Genomic DNA, 21,589 nt, shown 5'->3' with positions numbered 1-21,589 from the left:
GAAAGAATGTCGCATTTGAAATTTTTCCTCCGATTATAATTAATGTATGCATTTGTGTGCCTTAGCGAAAATACGGTGTTTTTCTGGGCGCACAAAATGCGTGCGCAAGAGGCATATTGTCATCATTTGAGGATAGGTGAACGCATTAGATTCAGGCATACACCTGAATGCAATTTTACTTATGAGAATTACTCAGATGACGCCAAAGTACCTCTAGGTCAGTGATATACGCTTGGGAAACAGTGTGTTGGCTGCATATATTAGAATGCGCGTATATTGCGCGATCTGCTGGTCTGACGAAGAGCCAAAGCTGATTAATAGGAGTTCAGTGAAAAATCCTATTTAATATAGTTATTTACAGTGCCGCGGCAGATTGTTGCACGCCCACTAGGGTCTCGCGCTATTAAACTGAAGTCGCATTCAGTATCGCTGCGTTATTATGGCGTACAGGATGTGTATTAAAACGTATGGTCTTAAAATTTTAACATAAGTATATCAGGTCCCCGTCCTAGAGAGATTGGGAAATTCTCCTAGGGCACATGAGTGGCACATGGGGATATAAAAGAAATGTCAAGCATCAATGCGACCGAAGTCGAAGTCGCCCCGAAAGAAACGGTTAAATATACAAAAGAAGATCTTACCTGGTCTTTGTCCATGTTCGGTACCGCCGTCGGTGCCGGTGTTCTGTTTCTTCCAATCCGTGCAGGTCTTGAAGGCTTCTGGCCGCTGATCCTGATCGCAGCTCTCGTAGGTCCAATGACCTACTTCTCTCACCGCGCATTAGCTCGCTTTGTTCTTTCCTCCAAGAACAAAGACGCAGACATCACAGACGTGGTTGAAGAACACTTTGGAAAAGCAGCTGGCCTGCTGATTACCTTCTTCTATTTCTTCGCGATTTACCCAATCGTGTTGATCTACGGTAACGCGATTACCAACACCATCGACAGCTTCATCGTCAACCAGTTGGCAATGCCTGCGGTTCCACGCTGGCTCCTCTCTGGTATTCTCGTTGCAATGATGATGGGCGTGATGATCCTTGGTCGCCGCCTGATGCTCGTCGCAACTGAGCTTCTGGTGTACCCGCTGGTGATCATCCTGTTCGGTATGTCTGTATATCTGATCCCATCCTGGTCGTTTGAAGCGATGAGCTTCGATATGATCCCAGAAACCGGCACTTTGCTGACAGTGGTGTACCTCACCATTCCAATGCTTATCTTCTCCTTCAACCACAGCCCAGCCGTCTCCTCCATGGCTCTGGCTCAGCGTGAAGCACATGGCGATAATGCAGTTGCAAAGTCCGACATCATCTTGAAACGCGCATCTGTGATGCTCCTCGGTTTCGTAATGTTCTTCGTATTCAGCTGCGTTCTCGCACTGACACCAGAACAGCTCATGGAAGCAAAACAGCAGAACCTGCCAGTCCTGTCTTACCTTGCAAACGTGTTTGACAGCCCGCTGATCTCCTTCATGGGTCCACTGGTTGCGTTCCTTGCAATCTTCTCCTCCTTCTTCGGCCACTACCTTGGCGCAAAAGAAGGTCTTGCAGGCATTGCTAAAAAAGCAGCTCCAAAAGCTGTCGAAGGCCTGGGTGAAAAGAAATTCAACACACTGCTTGTTGCATTCTTCTTCTTCTCCGTCTGGGGTGTTGCAGTTATCAACCCATCCGTTCTTGGCATGATTGAATCTCTGGGTGCTCCGTTCATCGCAGCAATCCTGTTCCTGATGCCAATGTACGCAATCAAAAAAGTCCCAAGCATGAAGAAGTACGACGGCGCGCTGTCCAACATCTTCATCACCATCATGGGCATTGTCGCAATCTCCGCGATCGTAAAAGGCCTCTTCTAAGAAGGCCGACTAACAAAAATGAACCGGTGTCTTCGGACACCGGTTTTTCTCTCCCACTGAGGTTCACGTTATGTTCAGCGTTTTTGACATCTTCAAAATCGGTGTAGGTCCATCCAGCTCCCACACAGTCGGGCCTATGAAAGCGGCAAAGCAGTTCATTGATAGCCTGCGTGCTCAGGATAAACTGCGTGATGTGACGCGTATTGCAGTCGACATTTATGGCTCTCTGTCTCTGACAGGCAAAGGCCACCACACAGACACAGCAATTATTATGGGGCTTGGTGGCAACTCTCCGGAAACCGTTGATATTGACAGCATTCCTGAGTTCATCCAGCGAGTAGAACAAACCGGCCGCCTCCCGGTTGGCATGCATTGCCATGTAGTTGACTTCCCAAGTGATGCAATCACATTCAACCGTCCAGCACTTGAGTTGCACGAAAACGGCATGTCCATCCATGCCTTTGCAGGTGGAGAAAAAATCTTCTCCAAAACCTATTATTCCATCGGCGGTGGTTTCATCGTGGATGAAGAGAATTTTGGCAAAGCTTCAGAAAATGAAGTTTCAGTGCCTTACCCATACAAATACGCTTCAGAATTGCTGGAGCATTGCCGCCAAAACGGTATGAGCATTTCCGCGCTTGTTCTGGAAAACGAAAAAGCATTCCGTAGTGAAACAGAACTGCGTGAGAGCTTTAGTCGTGTCTGGAATGTGATGCGCGATGGTATTGAGCGTGGCAGCAACACAGAAGGTCTGCTCGCTGGCCCACTCAAAGTCCCACGTCGTGCAGCGGCACTACGCCGTCAGTTGACGGCAACAGAGCGCAGCAGCAACGATCCAATGGCAACGGTTGATTGGGTCAACATGTTCGCACTGGCCATATCTGAAGAAAACGCAGCTGGTGGCCGTGTTGTAACAGCGCCAACCAACGGTGCTGCAGGCATCATTCCTGCGGTTCTCGCGTACTATGACAAGTTTATCGAACGTCTTGAGCCAGAACACTACACAAAGTTCTTCCTCGCTTCAGGCGCCATTGGAGCGCTGTATAAGACCAATGCATCCATCTCCGGAGCAGAAGTTGGTTGTCAGGGCGAAGTTGGTGTTGCTTGCTCAATGGCAGCAGCTGGTCTTGCTGAACTTTTGGGCGCGAGCCCAGCTCAGGTCTGCATTGCAGCTGAAATTGGCATGGAACACAATCTGGGCCTCACATGCGACCCAGTTCTCGGACAGGTTCAGGTGCCCTGCATCGAGCGCAATGCGATAGCTTCTGTTAAAGCGATCAACGCAACACGCATGGCGATGCGCAGAAACTCGGATCCATGCGTTTCGCTCGATAAAGTCATCGCGACCATGTATGAGACCGGCAAGGATATGCTGGCAAAATACAGAGAAACCTCACAAGGTGGTCTTGCGCTTAAAGTGGTGCCAGTTGCGGCGGAATAAGCAACAACTAACATGCTTGAAATATGAAAGCTGGCCTTCGGGTCAGCTTTTTTTGTTTTACTTCGCCATTTTGCAGAAACACTTAAAACTGCAAGAGCACTCGGAACGGGGCACTAACCCATGTTTGGTACTCCCAAAAGAAAAAAAGGGAGAAACCCATGAAATCCTTGTTACTGGGTGCAACGATCATTGGTTTGGCGATGCCAGCGGCCTTCGCTCAAGACAAACCGGTTACGATCGTCAGTTACAACGTTCAAAATCTCTTTGACACCATTGATGATAAGAACAACCCGCAAGACGATACTTATCTTTCCAAAGAAGCAAAAGAAGCCCGTGGTCAGGATCATGAGGATGCTTGCGAGAGCTATAACGATAAAGGCTCCCATTACTACAAACAATGCATTGAGCTGAACTGGGGGGAAGAGAGCTACAAGCAAAAACTGATGACACTGGGGGCTGTCATTCGTTCTTTCCCGGAAACGCCAGATATATTGATTTTACCTGAAACGGAAAACAAACAGGTTCTGGATGATCTTGTCGGCAAAGCACTGGCGGGTTTGGACTATACCTCAATTGTTCAATTGGATAGCTCTGACAACGTGCACAATCGCGGTATTGATGTTGGTATCATCTCACGCTTGCCGCTGAAGGGGGAGCCTGAGACAATCAAGGTGTTTGGTGAAGACGGTGACAACCCCCACGATTGCAAACCAACGCGCGATATCGTGAAAGCACAGTTTGAGATGCCAGACGGCGAAACAATGTATGTCTTCGGCGTTCACTTTCCATCAGGTGCTGCCTATCAATGCCGCAAGGATGCAATGGAAGTGCTGAATAAAGAACGCGCAAAGCTTCCTGAAGACGCAAACGTTGTTGCTGCGGGTGATTTTAACTTCAACTGCACGGATGTTCAAAATGGTGAGTTTCAGGCCTTGGCAAGGGAAGGGCGCTGGAGTTATCCGCCTGAGATTGTTGGTTGTGCAGCCCCAGGCAGCGCATTTTATTACAAAGACCAGAGCTGGTCATTCTTGGATATGATCCTCGTATCCAACGCATTGCGCCCAGACAAAGACAGCAACAGCACCTGGTTTGCTGATCTGGGTAGCTTCCACACAGTCGTCACGCACCCAAGCCAGTATGCACAGGATGCAAGAAACAGAGTGCGCCCGAAGCGTTTTAATCCTGACAACAATCAGGGCGCCAGTGATCATTGGCCAGTCCTCATGCGGTTCCTCAAACGTTTCTGACAATCGCTTACAGCGCTCTGAAATAAAAGAACCGGCCTGAATGTTCAGACCGGTTTTTTACTGCTTAGGTTGTTGGCTAGCTCAGGTTTTATAGAGCTGCAGATCCGCTGTGATTTCACGATGCACGAGCTCGATCTGAGCTGACATCGCATCAACAACAGCCTCCATCTCAGAATGACGTTGTCCGGCTGACCACTTCTCAATTTTTGGGTTCTCCGGCTTATCCGTCACGGGGGAATAGGCGTCCAGAGATTTCTTCAGATTACTCAATTCTGTGTCGACCTGAGTGGCATAATCAAACACGGCCTTCATACCATCCGGCTTGCTCAGTTGCTCATCGCGAACCTCTGGGTAGTTGAATGGATCACCATTACAAAGCTTATGCAGTTCCTTGATGGAACTGTCGATATTTGGCGTCAAACAGCTGTCTTTGGACATTCGCGGATAGGCGTGCGTGGTCGCCGCCTTCTTGAACAAGAACCAGGATTTCAGGGTCAGATCAGGCGTGCAAGGATGCCAATTCTCCACCTTTGGAACACGGCGCAGCACCACAGGATCATCGCTGTAAAGCGTCTCGAAGTATCGCACCACGGCGGAACATACATCCGTGCTGGAAACCAACACCTCTGGCGTCAAACCGCTGTTCCGACCAACCTGACGGGCAATAGGGTCCTTTTCTTCTACGATACCGTAAGCGAGCACGCACTTGGCAAGCGTGGAGTTTCCCGCAATTGCAGCACGTGCAGCCTTACGGTTTGCAGGATCCATCCGCGCTTCCTGATACTTCTTCCAACCATAGATAATCTTTGCACGTCCATAGGTTTTGTAACCGAAATCAGAAAGTGCGCGGCCCATGTTCATGCCTGCAGATATCCCGGCTGAGGCCTGTGTCGCATCCGCCAAGCGGGCAATCTCGGCAGCAACACCCACAACGGAGAAGAAGGTGTTCAGCGTTTTTTGGCTTACCTGAATGGCAGCCTGCGTGTGCCGTTCTTTGATGGCATGGTAGTAGACCGAGTTACTCGCTTCAGCCATATTGACGTTCTTACGCCATTTCTCGACCTCAGCAGATTTCTTCGCCAGCGCAATCGCATCCATGGTCAACTTTCTGATTGCTTCAGCAAGGCCAGTCGCGGGGAAGATTGTGGTAACTGCTTTCACACCACCATTTGCAATGGTTTCGATCATCTTGATCTTCATTTGAGAGGCTTTGATATCAGCAAGCAGGATGTCGATGGCCTTCAAAGACTTCTCGACAGCCTCTTCATCATTGGGGTCATCCGGTGAGGAAGCCTCCGCAATGAGGTCTTGCAGAGCTTTGTGCTCTTCATCTGCAGCCTTCTCAATTTCATCCATATAAGCTTTGCGCTCTTTGGGATCGGCAAGCTTTTCCTTCAGACTAGCAAGCGCATTGCCTGTTTTTCCTTCTTCGATCTTTTTCAGCGCAGCCGCTGTATTCTTCTTGACGATTTCAGCGTCTTTCTCATCACGTCCCGGCTTTTTAAACTTATCGAGACCGCCAGTCAGCAGGGCGTTGACATTTGCCATGATGTCATCGTCAGAAAGAAGCTCCATGCTCTTCTCAACGCTCTGTACACCAGCGCTTGGACCAGCAAGTTTCAACTTTTTCTCAAGAATTTGCTGCGGTGTCAGACCTTCAGTTTCAGCTTCGCCTTCTTCAGTCAGCTCACCTTGATCCGGCTGAATCTTACCCGTAATGGCATCACCAATGGCATCAGATCCAGTAGCACTGGCAAGGTTTGCCAAACCTCCTGTAAGGGCTTCAGCAAAGGCTTGATAGTCGCCATCAATCAACGCTTTTGTTGCTGTGCCCGCATCAGTCGTTGCAATCATCGCAGCTTTAAGCGCTTCACCAACAATTTCAGGAGTAGTGGATTCAGTACCGCTCAACTGTGAACCTGATGAAATCGCCGTAGAGAGGGAGTCTGCCAAGGTCCCGATGATGGACATCACGGCTTCTTGCTTGGCGTCTTTGTCAGGGGCTTGTGTAGCCTGCAAAATCTTCTCTGAAACGCGTCCACCTGCCATCGCAACATCAATCAGGCCAGAAACACCCTCAAAAATATTGCCGTGATCATCTTCCCCTTTGCGATCTGAGGCGGATTTGTCAAAAGCTGCACCAGCGGAGAGAACTTTTTTGATTTCCTCACCGATCATCTCACCAGCTTCATTCGCAAAGCTCAGCTTATCGGCCGCTGTTTTGCCTTTCTGCTCTGAGAAGACAATCCCTTTTTCGGCAGCTGCAAGACCGGTATCAAGCAATGTGGTGGTTGCGGTAAACAACGCACGTTGTTCAGCCACCCAGTTGGCATCTTTCGAGAGATTGTCGCCCAGTGAATTCAAAGCTGAATCGATGTTGGTTACCTTTTGAAGTTGATCTCCATATTGCCCAGCATCTTTCGCTGCTTTGATAACATCCTCTGAGCTCGCATTCGCATCCATGCCAAGAGACTTCCGCAAATCACCAGTAACTTGACCTTTCTGGTTGTTCAGGACTTCCTGCTTGGCGGAAATCTGGTCTTTGTCTGGTGCGTCACCAGCAACCGTGTTCAGGTTGGCCAAGGTAATCGCATTGGATCCGATAGAGGAGGCGAGTGTCACCACATCGCGTGCAAAACCAATGGCTTCAAGTGCGTTTTCGTGTTTAGAAGCAGTCTCGCTATGCTCTTCGAGTTTTTGCTCATAAATCTTGGCACCACCCTTGAACATCTTCTCAAACTGACTGTAGCGGGAAGGGACTAGGTTCGATGGGATAATCCCTTCACGAACCAGTGGTGTCCAGAGTTCGCGCGTGATGTCCGCTTCTGAGAACATCTCTTTGCCATCTTTATCCTTGGCTGCCAGCATTTCGGCCTGCCGGGCCAGAATGCGTTCAAAAGATGCATTGAGCTTCTTTAACGTATCAGCATTGATCTCCCCGCTATCAGCTCGAATATCGGCACGGGTATCAACTTCGGTCTGCATATCCCCAGTCATCCAGGGCATCTTTGTTCCGGAGCCGGGCAGCTTGAACCATTTTTCATTCCGGGCCAGCGTTACTTCAAAGTTTTGTGCCTCGCGAATGGTTTCTTTATCTCCATCCAGCTTGGTCATGATGTCATTTAATCGTCCAGCCTTGGCTGCAACACGTTCGGCATTCTGTTCAAATGTGCCGGCGCCTTGTTGCGCTGTTTTGAGCCAATCGAGCTGTTTTGCGGTAAGGGGCATGACAAACTCCAACGTGTTCAGGAGAACGGTTTAAGGGCTATAAGTCTTCACATCTGCTCTGGCATCGCGGAGGATCAACGTTGCTTGTGCACGTAAGGAGTCCGCGACTTCCACCATTTCGGTATGTAATCGGCCACCCGTCCAAGCCTGTGTCTTCTTGTCGGTTGGTTCGGCATTAACTGGTCGATACCCCTTGAACTCCCGTTCAAGAATCTCAAGATGCTTCTGAACATCTTGAGCATAGGTCAGTATCTTTTCCTGCCAGTTGTCTTCGGAGATCATGTCGTCCCGTACAGAGGGGTAGTTGAACGGATCTCCGCCACACAAAGTGTGTAATGCCTTTAAAGATTGCTCGATTGCTGGTGTCTTACAGCTCTCCTTGGCCATCAAAGGATAGGCTTTGGTGGAGGCCGCGCGCTTGAAGCTAAACCAACTCTTGAGCGTCAGGTCAGGTGTGCCAGGATGCCATTTTGCAACCTTTGGAACGCGCCTCAGCACGACTGGGTCTTCGCTATAAAGTGTCTCGAAATACCGCACCACCGCGGCACAAACGTCACTGTTTGAGACCAGTACCTCAGGGGTCAGCCCACAGTTGCGGCCAACTTGCTGAGCAATCGGGTCGCGTTCTTCGACGATGCCATAGGCAAGCACACACTTGGCAAGCGTTGAGTTCCAGGCAATCGCCTCGCGGGCTTTCTTGCGGTTCTCTGGGTTTTTGCGGGCATCAAGATATTTACGCCATCCGAAAACGACCTTAGCACGCCCGTAAGTTTTATAACCAAAATCAGAAAGTGCCTGCCCCATGTTCTTTGCAAGAGAAAGTCCAGTAGAGGCTTGCGTTGAATCCGCTAAGCGTGCTGCCTCTGAGGCCACACCGATGATAGACAAGAAGGTGTTAATCGTTTTCTGGCTGACTTGAACTGCTGCCTGTGTATGGCGTTCTTTACATGCGTGGTAATATGGCGAGTTTGCTGTCTGCGCCATCTTCACATTTTTGCGCCACTTCTCAACCTCAGCGGCTTTCTTGCCCAATGCGATGGCGTCAAAGGCAAGCTTTCGACAAGCCTCAACCATACCCGTTGCTGGAACAACACGAACCAAAACCTGAACGCCGCCCTTGGCAATTTTTTCAATGAGCTTGTACTTCATTTCAGATGCCTTGATGTCAGCAATCAACCTTTCGACCGCTTCCATTGATTTCTGAAGAGCCTTCGTGTCTTCAGGATCAGGAGGAGGGGAAGCCTCCTCGATCAGGTTTTTTAAGGCTTTTGTTTCTGCTTCCACATCCGCTTCGAGTTTTTGCATAAACTCTTCGCGTTCTTTCTTGTTGGATTGCTTCTTTTTGAAGTCGGCCAGCGCGTCCCATGATTTCTTGGCTTCCAATTTCTGAATGGCAGCGTTCGTCCGCTTTACCGTTTCAGCATCCATCTTCTTCTTGTCGTTTGCCTCGCGGAAGGCGTCTTGCATCTCACGCATATTGTTCGTGATCTTGAGCAAGTATTGCGGATCTTGAAAACCATCCAGAAATTCTTCGCGTTCTGTTCGCTTAAAGGTGCAACCGGATCGCTCAAGCTTCCGATCCATGAGTTCGCGAGCGGAGAGCTCACTCAGTTCTTTCTTTTCCTCGTCAGTATTGAGAGCAAGGTCAGGCTTAGCCATAGCGGCGAGGGGGCCTGTGGTAGCAGAAGAAGCTAGCTGCGTTAAACCTAGAACAAGGGATTCAGAAAAGGCTTTGTAATCCTTATCTTTGAGTGCTTTAACAGCAGTGCCGGTGTTGACGCCTAAGACAAAAAAAGCCTTGATGGAAACACCAATCAGTTCTGTCTGGTCATTTTCATTTCCAGGTCCAGGCCCAGGATCACCGTAGGCATATGCTTTGCTTTCGTCCTTGAGAGTCAGTGCAGAATCTTGCTTACCTGTATCGACATGGCCTTGAACGTCACCCGCTGCAAAAAAAGCCTCAGCAAGAGAGTCAGCGATAGAGCCAGCAATTTGCAAAACTGCATTCTCCCGCTCTTTGTTCGTTTTTGCTTGCGTTGCTAAGGCAATCTTCCTCGCAACTTGGTTGGCTTCAATAGCGACACTCACAGCGCCTGCAGCATAAGAAATGTTCTGAAGTGTATCTTTATCTGCAGCACCTGCAAATTCAATCTGATCGGTGGTTTGGTGTTCTTCGTGCTCATAGGTCTTACCAGTTGCCTCCAAAGCAAGCTTAAGTTGACCTGCAACGACATCAGCAGCATCCTGCGCAAAAGCGAGTGTGTTTCTGGCATTCTTTTGTTGCTGTGAAAATTTAATGCCCTTTTCTGCTATGGCAAGTCCGCCATCCAGCAGCGACGTAGACATCGTCAGTAAAGCTTTTTCTTCTTCATAAAGCTTATTTTGCCCCATCAACTGGTCAACAAGCTGTGATTGGGCAGCTTCGACATTCTGGTAGCTTTTGATCTGGCAAGCATATTTATCGTGTTGGGCGGCCGCCTCCAGAACTTGCGCATCCGAGGTATTTTCGCCCAACTTGAGCTCGGTCCGTAGGTCACCAGCAATTTGGTCCTGCTTACCCTTCAAAACCTGGCGTTTGGCTGCAATTTCGCGTTTTTCGGCCAGTGAGCGGGACTGGTCTTCAAAGTTGGCGATGGTCAGTGCGCTGCTACCAAGAGTACCAGCTAGTGAAACGACATCACGCGCAAAGCCAATAGCCTCAAGCGTGTCTTCGTACTTGGAGGCCGTTTCACTATGCTGCTCTAGCTTGCCCTCATAAATCTCAGAGGCACCTTGGAACATCTGGACAAACTGACTGTACTTATCCGGAACGATATTGGATGGAATGATCCCTTCACGAACGAGGGGCGTCCAAAGTTCTCGTGTGATATCTGCATCGCTGAAAAGCCGTGTCTTCCCATCCTTCTTCTTCGCCGCAATCATCTCCGCCTGACGGTCTAGAATCTTGCCGAATGCTGCATTGAGTGCATCAACATTGTCAGGAGGAATGAGAGGCGTATCAGAAGTCACATCCGCATAGGAATCGACCTCGGTTTGCATGTCGCCCGTCATAAAGTCCATTTTGCTTTTTTGCAGCTTGCGCTTAAACACATTTGGACTTCGGGCGAGCTCTATCTGAAAGTCCTGAGCTTGGTGAATAACCGCTTTATCTGTATCCAATTTGGCTAAAATATTGGTCAGTTCTGCGGACTTCTTCTCTTCGTTTTCGCTGTCTGCCTCATAGTTCTCCACGCCGCCTTGGGCCTGGGAGAGCCATTCAATTTGGGACGGAGTTAACGTCATGAGAAACTCCAGTATGGGATCGTTTTCGATCCTTCTTGTTTGTCATCTTAGCCGCCGAGCGAAAGTAGCTTTACTTCCAGCTGAACAAGCTCGGGACGCAGAATATTCAGGTCATTCGGCAAATCACTGAAGGGGTGCCGCATGTACAGCTGAATCGCCTGACTGTTGTCGAGCTGCGCAATCAGTGGCCGCACTTGCCTCAATGCATTTTCGCGGGCTTTCTTGCGTTCTTTCAGGTCTTTTGACTTGTCAGCAATAATCCCAACTTCCTTAGGCAACTCTGCCAAGGCGAGCGGTTGGGAAATACTCGATGAGAACTTGCGCAAAGCAGCAACATCCACTGCTTCTTCGCCTGTGTCCTGCTTGTCTTTCACTGCATTGACAAAAGAGCTGTCGATGTACTTCTTAGCTTTGGTCAGGCGCTCTAAGCAGTTATCGGAGAACTTGGAAATGTCTTTTGCAATGTCTTCACGGAAACCTGTGATCTCACCGCGCATTGCATCCAGAGCACCTTCCAGTTCTTTCAGTTTTGCAAGGTTCTCTTTGTGCGAATGAGAGGCGTCAGACTGTTCTTCCAGCTCGGCGATCTCCATGCGGAGCTCTTTCAGGCGAGATGTATCGAACTTGCTAGGGTCAACACGATCAACGCCCTTGTAGTAAGCAAGGATACGCTTGATTGAGATGTCTTTCGACGTCATCATATCCAGCTCATCTTTAAGCGGGCCGGACTTGGTGAGGAAAGCGTTCTTGGCTTCCTTCTGGTCCTTCTGTCGAGCAACACCCTTCTTGTAATCATCCTCCAGCTTTTTGAAGTATTTCAATTCTTCTTTACTGAAGCGATCAGCATCGGTGATTTTCTCACCCTTCTTTTCCATCTCAGCAAGTTTGTGAAGATGGCTGAGCTGGCCTTCCAGCTCAAGGACGAAGCGATCAACACGGAAGATCAGCCGGTTCGCTAGATCAAGCGAATGAGCCAGTTCGTCGTTTGTTGTCGCGTTGTAAGCAAGATCTTTTGCCTGGTCGAAGAAAACGTCCAGATCGCCATGATACTGTTTGATTTCATCAGGTGCGAACAAGGAGCCGATCATCTTAGCGAGACTTGGGTCTGCCTTACCCATTTGCGAGAGCAGTTTAGGGATCTCTGTAAACTGGTTCTCGATGATCTTAACTTTGGTATCGAACAACTCGCGGTTCTTGACAGCTTTGCGCACGCCTTCTTCAAGTGGATGCAATTGCTTTGCTTCCATCTCAGTGCACGAAGCCAGCGCTTTCTCGATGTTGATAGAAAGCGCTTCATCTTCTAATTCGTCGATATCATCCCTGAGGCGTAAGCGCTCTTCTATGTAGTAAGCGCCTTCCTTGCCTTTGGAAATCTTGTCGATTTTTTCTCTTAGCTTATCAAGGTTCTTGGTCAGCTTCTTATAAGCACCAGGATCCTTTTGAATGCCGGAGAGGATTGCTTCTGCTTTCAGAAGTTCTTGAACCGCGATATCTTCAACCCCAGTCACACCAGAGGCTTTCAACTCATCAAGAAAGTCAAAGGATTGAAGAAGGCTGTCGATGGTCTTACGTGGAATTTCCTTCGCATCTTTTGGGCGACGCGGAATTTGGATCATAACGTCTTGATTCAAGCCTTCAACATCACCAGCGCGTTTAATCGCGCGGCGTTCATCAGGCTTGGTGACCAGATTGCCTTGCTTGTCGTAAAGAACCAATTTCTTCAAATCGTTACGGAAGTGCTCCGTACGCTCACCAAGCTTCGCTGTGTCCCATTTTTCTTCTTTTCTCAAGCTGTTCTTATGAGATGCAGAGGCCTTGAGTTGGCTAAGCAGACTGCGAATAGTCGGGACTGTCCTAGAGGCGTCTGACATGTAGTTGTCTAGATCAGTTTCAACTTCGCCTGCGGCATCCGTGACACCAGAATTGCGCAAGCTGGTAGCTAGTTTTTGAATATGGGTCTTAAGCCGACCAAATTCTCCAACCGCCGCCACTGCCATCTCGTTCTCATAAAGCAGAATTTCCCAGGCAGGGTCGTCTTTCGGTACTTGGGCTTTTCTAACGTCTTTCAAGCTCTTTCCAAGACGCGTTGCAGGGCCTGAAAAACCAATGGCGGTCATTGCTTTGATACCCTGACCAACGTCCATGACGTGTTGCTTTAACTCAGCTGGGACAGGAGGTTCTGCAGGTTTATTTTTGGCTGCTGCGACTACGCCTTGCCAAAGTGTCTGCATATCATCAATGGTTGATTCAGCATCCAACAGGCTGTTGTGAGCACCATCAGTGTCTTTGGTTTTGATTTCCAAAGCGGCGGTTTGTATGAGCGCTTTTGCGTTCTCATAGCTTTTGTCAAAAGCGATCGCTTCGCTTGGATAATTTTCAAAATCTTTCTTATGCCCATAAACAGAATTAAGGCGTTCTAAAAGCTGCTTGCTCTGGCTTGCAAGCGCTGCCAGAGCGTCAGCATCAGTGTCCTCGTTCTCATGAACAAAGTGATCTTTAACGTCCGCTTTCAACTCAGAGAGTTGGGCTGTGACGTCTTTGAGCTTTTCATCGCTCTCTGCTTTTATGCGCTCAGCAGTTGCTTCTGTAACAGCCGCTCCGACCTTTTTATCGTCTTCAGCTTTTGTTTTAGCTGTTGCCTGTGCAATCTCTTTCTCTTCTTTTTCTTTGATTGCTGCGGCTGTCTCACGCTCAGCCTCATCCTGTTCCTTAAAGGCCCAGCCGAGTGCTTTATAAACTGATTTCACCCATTCAAGTTGTTGGGGTGTGAGTTGATCGTCAGACATTCGAGGCTCCAATTGGTTTTATTATTATCGAGAACCACTAAACCTGTATTTTAGGTATCGAGCTCCTTAGGACAGGTGAAATTCTGAAGCAGCCTGGCTGAGAATGGATTATTCACGCTGTTGGCCATGAGGTTGAATGTGGCAAACCGATTTCCAAGCGTAAATCTCACCTTGTATTGATCGGGTAGCTCAGTTTTTGTCACGCTTGCCTTTTCCAATAAACGAAAGAGAGACCATGGTCCGCTGAGATTGATGGAGTTAGGTTCTCCGGCAATCGCAGGAAAAAATGCGAGACTTGCAGCTGGTACACCTTCGCCAGGCCAATTCAACTCGATCGGGCGTGTTGGACCATGCGCATAGCTCACTGTTGTCCCATCCACGGTGAGCGCAACTCTGGTTGATCCGACGTCCAGATCCAAGGGTGTCATCGTAAATGCAACAGATGGTTTATCCCCCCCATTTGCGAAATATGCGTTGCGAATATCGTTAGCTTTTTCGAAGACTTGAAGGCTGTCTTTTGAGACACCAATTTTGGCGTTATCGCTCTCTCTCCATTTCCAGGGTGTAGAGGAGGTATCGACGAATGATTTGATGTTGGTATTGAAAAACGCTTCAATCTTGCCGCCCGGTTTAAACAGGGTCGAAAAGTCGTCCAGCATCACCGATGCTTGCTGGCCATTTACCATCGGATAGCGGCCAGAAAGTGCGTTGCTGCACAAAGGTAAAACCTCAGAATCCCAGGCCGCATTGATGGCTTTTTGAGCGTCGTTTACGGTAACTTGAGAGGAGAATTGAAGCATTTCTAATATCCAGCTTTGCAACGGCATTGGAACGTTAGGCGCTTCATCCTTCAGTGTTTTAACCGCGTCACTTCCGCCACCAAGAATGTAACTCAATGCATCTTGCTGAGTGTTGTTAGCCAGTAATATCCGATTGAGTTCGCGGTAAAGGTCAGTGACCTTCATCAGTAATGCGTCAAGCGGAGTGGTACCGCTGCCTGATCCTAACGTGAAACTGTCAAGAGGCTCAAAGCGCGCCTGAACAGAAGTGCCCGGTGGAACCGGTTTAGGGCCACCTTCACTCGTTGGAACAGCTTCACCAAGCACTTCAACAAGCTGCTGCTGTCTCAGATTGGTTGTCGCGCGGGCTTCTTCCTGTGCAATACGAGCTGCACCGCCTGCAACGTTTTGGGCAACACCTGTGGCACTGGATGGAGCTTCAGTCCGTGTAAGCTGTGTTTGCTCAGCCACTGAGACGAGAAGATTGCGGATAGGTGAGTTTGGACCGGAAGCCGTGTTAATGACGTCTGTCGCCTGCGACAGGCTTGTGAACTTAACTATGCGCAGGTCAGCCAGCATCGCATCCCACATGCGGGCGTAATCATCCAGATAAAGCCCCAGAACACCACGCTCGATGCGTGTGACGGTTTCTTCCTTGTTTTCCAACTGGCCATTAGGACCCAGCACCCAGCTTTCTCGAACGAAGCTCTGGATACTATCAACCAACTGAGGAAGAAACACACCACGGAAGCCTTCATAAGTGTAAAGGCCAGGAATACCTTCGCTCAAAGGTTTGCCGGAGGATCGTGTGAAAACGCGTGTTGCAGCAGACCCAGCAGCTTCGTCAGGACGCCACTCCGGCAGGCTTTGAGCGGCTTGCCCGGCTTTGATGAAGGAATAGGCCAGCTCCGCGATTGGAGTTGCATTCAGAATCTCTCGAACCTGACTAACCAACTCTGTATTCACATCAATTCGCACCTTAAAGGGCTGAGCCAGCAATGCTGTAAGATGATTTGAGAGTTGGTCGCGCTCTGTCACTTGGCGAGGGTCACTGTAAAGGGACTGCCAATCAGTTTCTTCCCAACGCTGAATAACTTCTGGTTCCAGCGGACCTTTGTCTGCCAGTTCCAGATAAATCCGCAAGGCTTCAAACAGGAATTCTGGATTATCAATGTTTGCAACCATTTGCTGCTCAAGGCGAAGCATCATACGCGGTCGCAAATAGCGCTCCAGACCGTTGTGATAAAGTGCATCCGCATCCTCTGAAACATTCGGGATCTGATTAAGACCCCAACGTTCATTTTGAGGCGGTTTCTGCTGCTGATCTGCAAAACCTCCCGGTAGGTCTCGAAGGTAGTTCAGCAACGGCAACACGGATAGATAGTTTGCGTCATTGACACGGACAGCGTCAATTCGATCCGCAAATTTGGGGTATTCTTTCAGGTCAGCTTGAGCTCGATTAATGATATTTTCCTGGTTCATCTCATAACTGATGACCCAAACTGTTGTCAGAAATGCAAGGACGACTACACAAGCCGCAAACGAAAGACGCTTGCGGATTTTCTGTTTGCGCATCACTTGCTTGCTTTCACCCGCAAGATTGCCTTCGCCAAAAATTAGGTCAAAGAACAAACGCTCAAGGAAATAAGCATGTTTCTCATAGGGAGCAGAGGGAAGAGCCTGTCGGCCAATTCCATAGGCATGTGCAATCGAGCCTGCGAGCAAATCAACAGGCTGGCCTTCCTGGGTCGCAGAGGTGAAGTATACCCCGCGTAGAAAGCTACGGTCCTCGTAACGATTGGGGCGGAACATCTCTGTTAGGAAATCGTTCAGCACGGTTTGCAATGAGGCCATTTGCTGAGGGAAGCTGAAGATCAGACTTCGGTGCTGAATGTCGGTTTCTTTGTTCAGGTAGTCGTAGACGCGCGAGTTGAGCTGCTCCATGAGCAGCTCATATTCTTCATCGAAATGACTGATCGCATTCTCTGAGGATTTGCCGTCATCAATAGGGAAGGTCATGCCCCAAGCTTGGTGCCGTTCATCTCGGCCAAGGATTTGGAAATAGTCCGCAAAACCGGCAATCAAATCCAGCTTGGTGAACATGACATAGATTGGGAAACGCAAACCCAGTTGCTTCTCAGCTTCTTTGAAGCGTTGTTTGACCGTTCGGGCCATATCCAAACGCTGATCCGACCGCATCGTTGCAAGCTTTGCAAGATTGATCGCAATGATCATGCCGTTAAGTGGCTGACGGCGTCGGTTTTTCTTAATCAATGAAAGCAGTGTGCTCCAGCCAGAAGCATCAATGACCTCATCTTGGTCCTGCATGGTATAACGGCCAGCGCTGTCAACGATGATCGCGTTGTTGCTGAACCAGTATTCGCATTCTGCAGTGGGCTCAATCGTTGCTGCATCCACTTTCTGGCCTAGCTTGTGAGCCAGTGGAAATTTCATTCCAGAACGTAAAAGAGCCGTGGTCTTGCCAGATTCCTCTGGCCCAATCATCAAATACCAGGGCAGTTGATAAATCACCTTACGGCCAAGTTTACCGTCGACACTCGCAGTTTTGAGAATGTTTAGGCTCTTCTCAACCTTGCCAGAGACCAGCGCTGCTTCATTCTTTGCCAACTCATCAGGATCGACTTCAGGCTCTTCTTCTTCCTCTTCTTCTTCGTTCTTTGCTTCTGCTTCTCTTGCTCGCCGGGAAAGGCGTGCAATATTGATCGCTGCCCAGATCATCAAAAGACCCATGACGATCAACATACGAACGACAGCCATCGCAAAAGGTTTTGCGCCGAAGATCGATAGACTTGGGCCATAAATCCAGATGACCGCACACAAGATTAGTGTGATGAGGAGCGTAACAAACCAAAAGGGGAAAAAGCGTTTGAGTTTCTTCATTGCTGGCCTCCCTGGCCAGGAGGCGGAACAAGCGTAATATCAATGCGTCTGTTCTGAGCACGCCCTTCAGCTGTTGCATTGGTCGCAATCGGATCAGCAGATCCTCTGCCGATGGCTTTGACGCGGGTCTTGTCGGTCAGTCTGACCTTGATGAGGTCTGCAACTGTTTGGGCACGTGCCTTGGAAAGAGCAACGTTGTTCGGATAACGGGCATTTCGAATTGGAATATTGTCTGAAAAACCAACCACGTTGATTGTGCCGGGCTGCGTGTTCACCGCTTCAGCGACACGATTGACGACTGGGATAAAGCGGGCAGTGAGCGTATCTCTTGCAGTAGCGAACATGCCAGAGCCTGTCAGGCGTATAACCACGTTGCCTTGCACATCCATCACGACGACAAGACCCTGCCGGATCTCAGGCGCAAGGAACCTGCTAACTTGCAAAAAAGCGGGCAACGTGCTGTTACGAACGACTTGAGGTGAGGAAGGAGTGCCGGGTGTTGCCTGTTGTTGTGGCAAGTTCGGTAGAGCTGCCCGTGGTGGTGCAGGTTGGTGCGTCAGGTCGATTGGGCTTGTGTTGACTAAAGATTCATACTGGAACGCAATGCGCTCACTCTTCTCGCCTAGCCAAAGCGCGAGCACAGCATAAATCAGCAAAGCGAGGAGAGCTGCGCCAAAGAAGATGCCCCAAACCGGAATAGACCATTTTAAAGGCCGGTACGCATCTTCAACACCTCTCCAGTGAGGAGAAAGGTCGGTTTCCTGATCTCCTCGCAACGAGCGAATGAGGCGCGATATGCCATAACGAAGACGTGACATCGTATTGGTGCCTTGCGGCATGATCCGCAAGCGGCCTTCAAATCCTAAAGAAATACAAAGATACAGTAATTCCAGAAGATCTTTGTCACGACTTGGGTTGGCCTGCGTCTTCCTCAATAGATCATAAAAACGATCGCCACCGGACACGTCTTTGTGGAAGTTGCTGACAAGGCTTTGCGTTGCCCAAATACTGCGACTGCCCCACGGAGTATTGAGAATGATATCATCAAGGGTTGCACAGACCACATATCTGGCGATGCGAATGGTCTTAGAAGAAAGACCGTTCAGCATAGCGTTGTGTTCGAATGCTCGAATTTCGGAAATAACATGAGAGCGCAGGGCGTTTACATCACGGTGCTGAGCGTGATTTCGCAAGCGGGCAGCTAAGGCCAACAAACTGGAGGCTGCCTTTATAAGAGGATTATTCCCAAGTGGGACGAATTGAATATCATCAGCGCCAAGGAACCAATAGCCTGCAGGCGTTTGTGCCGGAAGGTTGGTGCTACCGCTATCAGGATGATCAGGATTGGGCGCATCAGTCGAGATGACAGTGTCGACTGAATCCACCGAAAGGGCAGTGAAGTCTTTCTTTGCCATAATCTCAACTCCTCAGTCCGTTAGCCGCTTATTGCTCTCTGATCGCCCAGAGTTCCATCACAAGTTTCGGGAAATCACCCGCGACATGCATCGCCAATCCGCCAGAAACGCGGATTTCGTCCCAATGTGATGAGGCCGGATCCAGTTCAAAATATGCTGTGCCCGTGTGGTACGGGATTTGCCTTGGTGCGACTGGCAGTTGCTTCACTGCGATGCCGGCCAAAGCGGAATTCACAAAATCTCGGATCTGTTCAACAGACCCAATCGTAATCTGCCCCGGGAAGTGTCGATTGATCACTTCCGATGGCAGGTCAGCACTAACAGCAAGCACAAACCGAGCTGACTTGATCAGGCTGCGGTCAAGCAGCATGCCAACACGAACGCCGTACTTGCGTTCTTCCAATGGTATTGGAACGGCAGTCTGCTCCAGAACAGCAGAAAGGTGCTGCCGCAAATGGGCAATCACAGGAGCGAATGTTTCCGTGAGTGCTTCGTGTCGATAAGGCTGAAGCGTTGAAGGACGCCGGGCTGCTGCCGTAAACGTCGCAAGTTCACCGACCAGCTGGATCGAAATTCGGTACAACGCCTCAGGGTGAAGCGACGGCGTTTGTGCAAAGTGGGCGTAGAGTGGTTCATAGCGATTGACAGTTTGCAAAAGCAGAAAGTCCGAAATCTCAGCAACACCCTTGCTACCGGAGTTTGAAACGCGCCCTGCAAGTGCGTCCGCGCGATGGCTCAGCATGCCCCAAATTTCGCGAATGTACCCGTAAAGCACCGAGGAGGAATGTGAGGCGAGGCATGTGGAGATGTACTCATCATCTAAAATAACTTGCTTATCTGCCCGTACTTCAATCACGCGAGCGATTGGCAAGTAGATCCAGCCTTCCAGATCTTCAAAGTCGAATTTAAAAGAAAACCGCAGCCGACCAGTTTCCATTTGAACGCTGGCATCACTGCCAGTGATTGCATCTCGTGCCTCAGATTCATGGACCACATAGCGTGCAGCTGTTTCCTGTACACCTGGATATTCATATTCGTAGGCACCAGGTTGTCGAATGGGGAGTGCAAGATAGACGACCGAGTTTTTTACGCTTTCAGGAACTGGGATAGACGCAGGTGCGTCACATTCCTGTGGCATCTTGAAAGGTGTGCCATCCGGCATCAGACCGCTGGCAAAATTGAGTGCAAACTGGCCCAGTTTCAGGGCTTCCTGATTGATCTTCAGCTCTGTATGCCCCCAGGGGTGAGGACGGATGCTTGAGATAGTGTCACTGACCAGCTGTTCCAGATAGCGATCATGCTGCTGAAAGTGCTGCGGCTGTAAAAACAGACCTTCTGACCAGACAACTTTGTTATGAGTGGTCATTAATAGAACCATCCTTCTTTTACTGTCTTGTCGGGCTGCAGAGTAATTTCAAGCTTGCTCAAATACGCAATGAGGCTCGATGGTTGATTGTTTGGAACCATAATCACCGAACTCCATGTTCCTGTGTCCACTTTCCGAAAGGCACCGAGCACGGCGACAAACGCCACACTGGGGTCAACCTTGACTGCTACCTTCATGATCTTGTCGGGAGCTATGAAAACTTCCTTCATAGCAAGTAGGTTTTTGCCGAGAACCTGGTCTCCTTTTTCAAACAAAGTGAAAAAGTCATGAGTTTTAAACTCGGCATCAGATGTAAGGTAAAAGATCTTCACCTGAACAGGCGTCGACATCCCATCTGCGTTCTGGTTCAACTCCTTGTCCGCGATGACTGTCGTCGTGATCATGACAGGCATCGGCATCTCGGCGGAGCAGGAGGCCAGACCGATACTCAAAAGCAAAATGTACGCAATGCGTTTGATGTGGCTAATCGTCATTTGGTTTACGAGCTTTGTTCTGAATGTCTTTTTTCGGGGCTACATCCCAGTCCTCAGGAATGGTCTGGTGATGCGTTCTGGGCAATTTAAATGCATCGGATTCTGTGCGGTTGTGATCCCACGCACTCGCACCTTCTTCGCTCGAGATACCGCTTTCACTCTCAAACGGCACTGAGCTGGAATACTTGTATCCTTCAAATCCATAACTAACTGGCGGAATAGGCTCTTTCCCAGCACTCGCAGGGTAGGAGTCCAGTGTTTCAGTAGCCTTTCTGAGAATAGATTCTGGAGACTCGAGTGGGTCATTCAGAACCTCGGAAAGTTCGTCTTCAGGGGTAACGATCTGGTCATCGACCCAGTCGTCATCCTCCATGTCGAGTTCTTTAGGAAGAAGATTTGCGAGTGGGTCTGGGTTCTCAGGTTCTGTAAGAAAATCATCCACTTTCAGACGTGCATCAGCATCTTCTGGCAACATTTGTGCGCTGATGTAATAGTTTCCGACTCTGATAACATCACCATCTTGAAGGCCACAGGCCTCACCATTGGGAATTGGTTCGTCCCAATCATTAACAAAGGTTCCATTAGAGCTGGTATCGACGACGCGGTAGACCCCGTCGTTCCATTCAACGACACAATGACGGCGCGAAAGTTGATTTGCAGGATCGGGTAGAATCCAATCCGCACTGCTTCCACGTCCAATGACGCAGCGTTCCTGTCGCAGTATGCGCGTGCACTTTCCTGTGTCGACCAACTCATGCCCCTTGGTCAAAATGAGTACTAAAACGATGCTCGTGTTATCAGTCAT

The 21,589-nt window shown here is 49.3% G+C and carries 11 protein-coding genes; 3 read left to right on the top strand and 8 right to left on the bottom strand.

The annotated features are described in order from the left end of the window. The first annotated feature begins 567 nt into the window (after positions 1-567). The 3 genes from BM231_RS14050 (at position 568) to BM231_RS14040 (ending at position 4,533) form a co-directional block, all read left to right on the top strand. Positions 568-1,845, top strand: coding sequence for an aromatic amino acid transport family protein (locus BM231_RS14050; RefSeq protein WP_093520329.1), 1,278 nt, complete (start codon positions 568-570; stop codon positions 1,843-1,845). A 70-nt stretch (positions 1,846-1,915) separates the two neighbouring features. After that, positions 1,916-3,286 carry an L-serine ammonia-lyase gene (locus BM231_RS14045; protein ID WP_093520327.1) on the top strand — a complete coding sequence of 457 codons (1,371 nt, stop codon included), beginning with the start codon at positions 1,916-1,918 and terminating at the stop codon, positions 3,284-3,286. A 158-nt stretch (positions 3,287-3,444) separates the two neighbouring features. Further along, the gene (locus BM231_RS14040) at positions 3,445-4,533 is read left to right on the top strand and encodes an endonuclease/exonuclease/phosphatase family protein (protein WP_093520325.1); all 1,089 of its coding nucleotides are present in this window, start codon (positions 3,445-3,447) and stop codon (positions 4,531-4,533) included. Positions 4,534-4,614: 81 nt separating this feature from the next. Here BM231_RS14040 and BM231_RS14035 read toward each other — a convergent pair whose 3' ends face one another. The 8 genes from BM231_RS14035 to BM231_RS14000 are packed head-to-tail and all read right to left on the bottom strand — an operon-like array spanning position 4,615 to position 21,589. Then, the gene (locus tag BM231_RS14035) at positions 4,615-7,761 is read right to left on the bottom strand and encodes a hypothetical protein (RefSeq protein WP_093520715.1); all 3,147 of its coding nucleotides are present in this window, start codon (positions 7,759-7,761) and stop codon (positions 4,615-4,617) included. A gap of 30 nt (positions 7,762-7,791) precedes the next feature. Next, positions 7,792-11,043 carry a hypothetical protein gene (locus BM231_RS14030; RefSeq protein ID WP_093520323.1) on the bottom strand — a complete coding sequence of 1,084 codons (3,252 nt, stop codon included), beginning with the start codon at positions 11,041-11,043 and terminating at the stop codon, positions 7,792-7,794. Positions 11,044-11,090: 47 nt separating this feature from the next. Then, entirely contained in the window at positions 11,091-13,829 is a 2,739-nt protein-coding gene (locus BM231_RS14025) for a hypothetical protein (RefSeq protein ID WP_093520321.1), read from the bottom strand. Between the two features lie 50 nt (positions 13,830-13,879). Next, positions 13,880-17,509 (bottom strand): type VI secretion system membrane subunit TssM, encoded by a 3,630-nt coding sequence (tssM, locus tag BM231_RS14020; RefSeq protein WP_093520319.1) that lies wholly within the window; start codon positions 17,507-17,509, stop codon positions 13,880-13,882. Continuing rightward, a complete protein-coding gene (gene icmH / locus BM231_RS14015) occupies positions 17,506-18,924 on the bottom strand; it encodes a type IVB secretion system protein IcmH/DotU (RefSeq protein WP_063310961.1) in 1,419 nt (472 codons plus the stop codon). Before icmH ends, tssM begins: the two co-directional genes overlap by 4 nt. 28 nt (positions 18,925-18,952) lie before the next feature. After that, positions 18,953-20,290 carry a type VI secretion system baseplate subunit TssK gene (gene tssK, locus BM231_RS14010; RefSeq protein ID WP_093520317.1) on the bottom strand — a complete coding sequence of 446 codons (1,338 nt, stop codon included), beginning with the start codon at positions 20,288-20,290 and terminating at the stop codon, positions 18,953-18,955. After that, on the bottom strand, positions 20,290-20,784 hold the full coding sequence (tssJ, locus tag BM231_RS14005; RefSeq protein ID WP_082597106.1) for a type VI secretion system lipoprotein TssJ: 495 nt from the start codon (positions 20,782-20,784) through the stop codon (positions 20,290-20,292). The genes tssK and tssJ overlap by 1 nt, the downstream gene beginning before the upstream one ends. Beyond that, a complete protein-coding gene (locus BM231_RS14000; RefSeq protein ID WP_093520315.1) occupies positions 20,774-21,589 on the bottom strand; it encodes a type VI secretion system-associated FHA domain protein in 816 nt (271 codons plus the stop codon). Before BM231_RS14000 ends, tssJ begins: the two co-directional genes overlap by 11 nt.

This window comes from Pseudovibrio ascidiaceicola, assembly GCF_900114245.1.
GTDB classification, from domain to species: Bacteria; Pseudomonadota; Alphaproteobacteria; order Rhizobiales; family Stappiaceae; genus Pseudovibrio; species Pseudovibrio ascidiaceicola.
The sequence above is the reverse complement of the archived record's forward strand: the minus strand, read 5'-3'. Positions and strand labels throughout refer to the sequence as shown.

Excerpts from the sequence above, each read along its gene's own strand:
- BM231_RS14050 (WP_093520329.1), top strand. The coding sequence starts at position 568 with ATGTCAAGCATCAATGCGACCGAAGTCGAAGTCGCCCCGAAAGAAACG.
- BM231_RS14045 (WP_093520327.1), top strand. The coding sequence starts at position 1,916 with ATGTTCAGCGTTTTTGACATCTTCAAAATCGGTGTAGGTCCATCCAGC.
- BM231_RS14040 (WP_093520325.1), top strand. The coding sequence starts at position 3,445 with ATGAAATCCTTGTTACTGGGTGCAACGATCATTGGTTTGGCGATGCCA.
- BM231_RS14035 (WP_093520715.1), bottom strand. The coding sequence starts at position 7,761 with ATGCCCCTTACCGCAAAACAGCTCGATTGGCTCAAAACAGCGCAACAA.
- BM231_RS14030 (WP_093520323.1), bottom strand. The coding sequence starts at position 11,043 with ATGACGTTAACTCCGTCCCAAATTGAATGGCTCTCCCAGGCCCAAGGC.
- BM231_RS14025 (WP_093520321.1), bottom strand. The coding sequence starts at position 13,829 with ATGTCTGACGATCAACTCACACCCCAACAACTTGAATGGGTGAAATCA.
- tssM (WP_093520319.1), bottom strand. The coding sequence starts at position 17,509 with ATGAAGAAACTCAAACGCTTTTTCCCCTTTTGGTTTGTTACGCTCCTC.
- icmH (WP_063310961.1), bottom strand. The coding sequence starts at position 18,924 with ATGGCAAAGAAAGACTTCACTGCCCTTTCGGTGGATTCAGTCGACACT.
- tssK (WP_093520317.1), bottom strand. The coding sequence starts at position 20,290 with ATGACCACTCATAACAAAGTTGTCTGGTCAGAAGGTCTGTTTTTACAG.
- tssJ (WP_082597106.1), bottom strand. The coding sequence starts at position 20,784 with ATGACGATTAGCCACATCAAACGCATTGCGTACATTTTGCTTTTGAGT.
- BM231_RS14000 (WP_093520315.1), bottom strand. The coding sequence starts at position 21,589 with ATGACTGATAACACGAGCATCGTTTTAGTACTCATTTTGACCAAGGGG.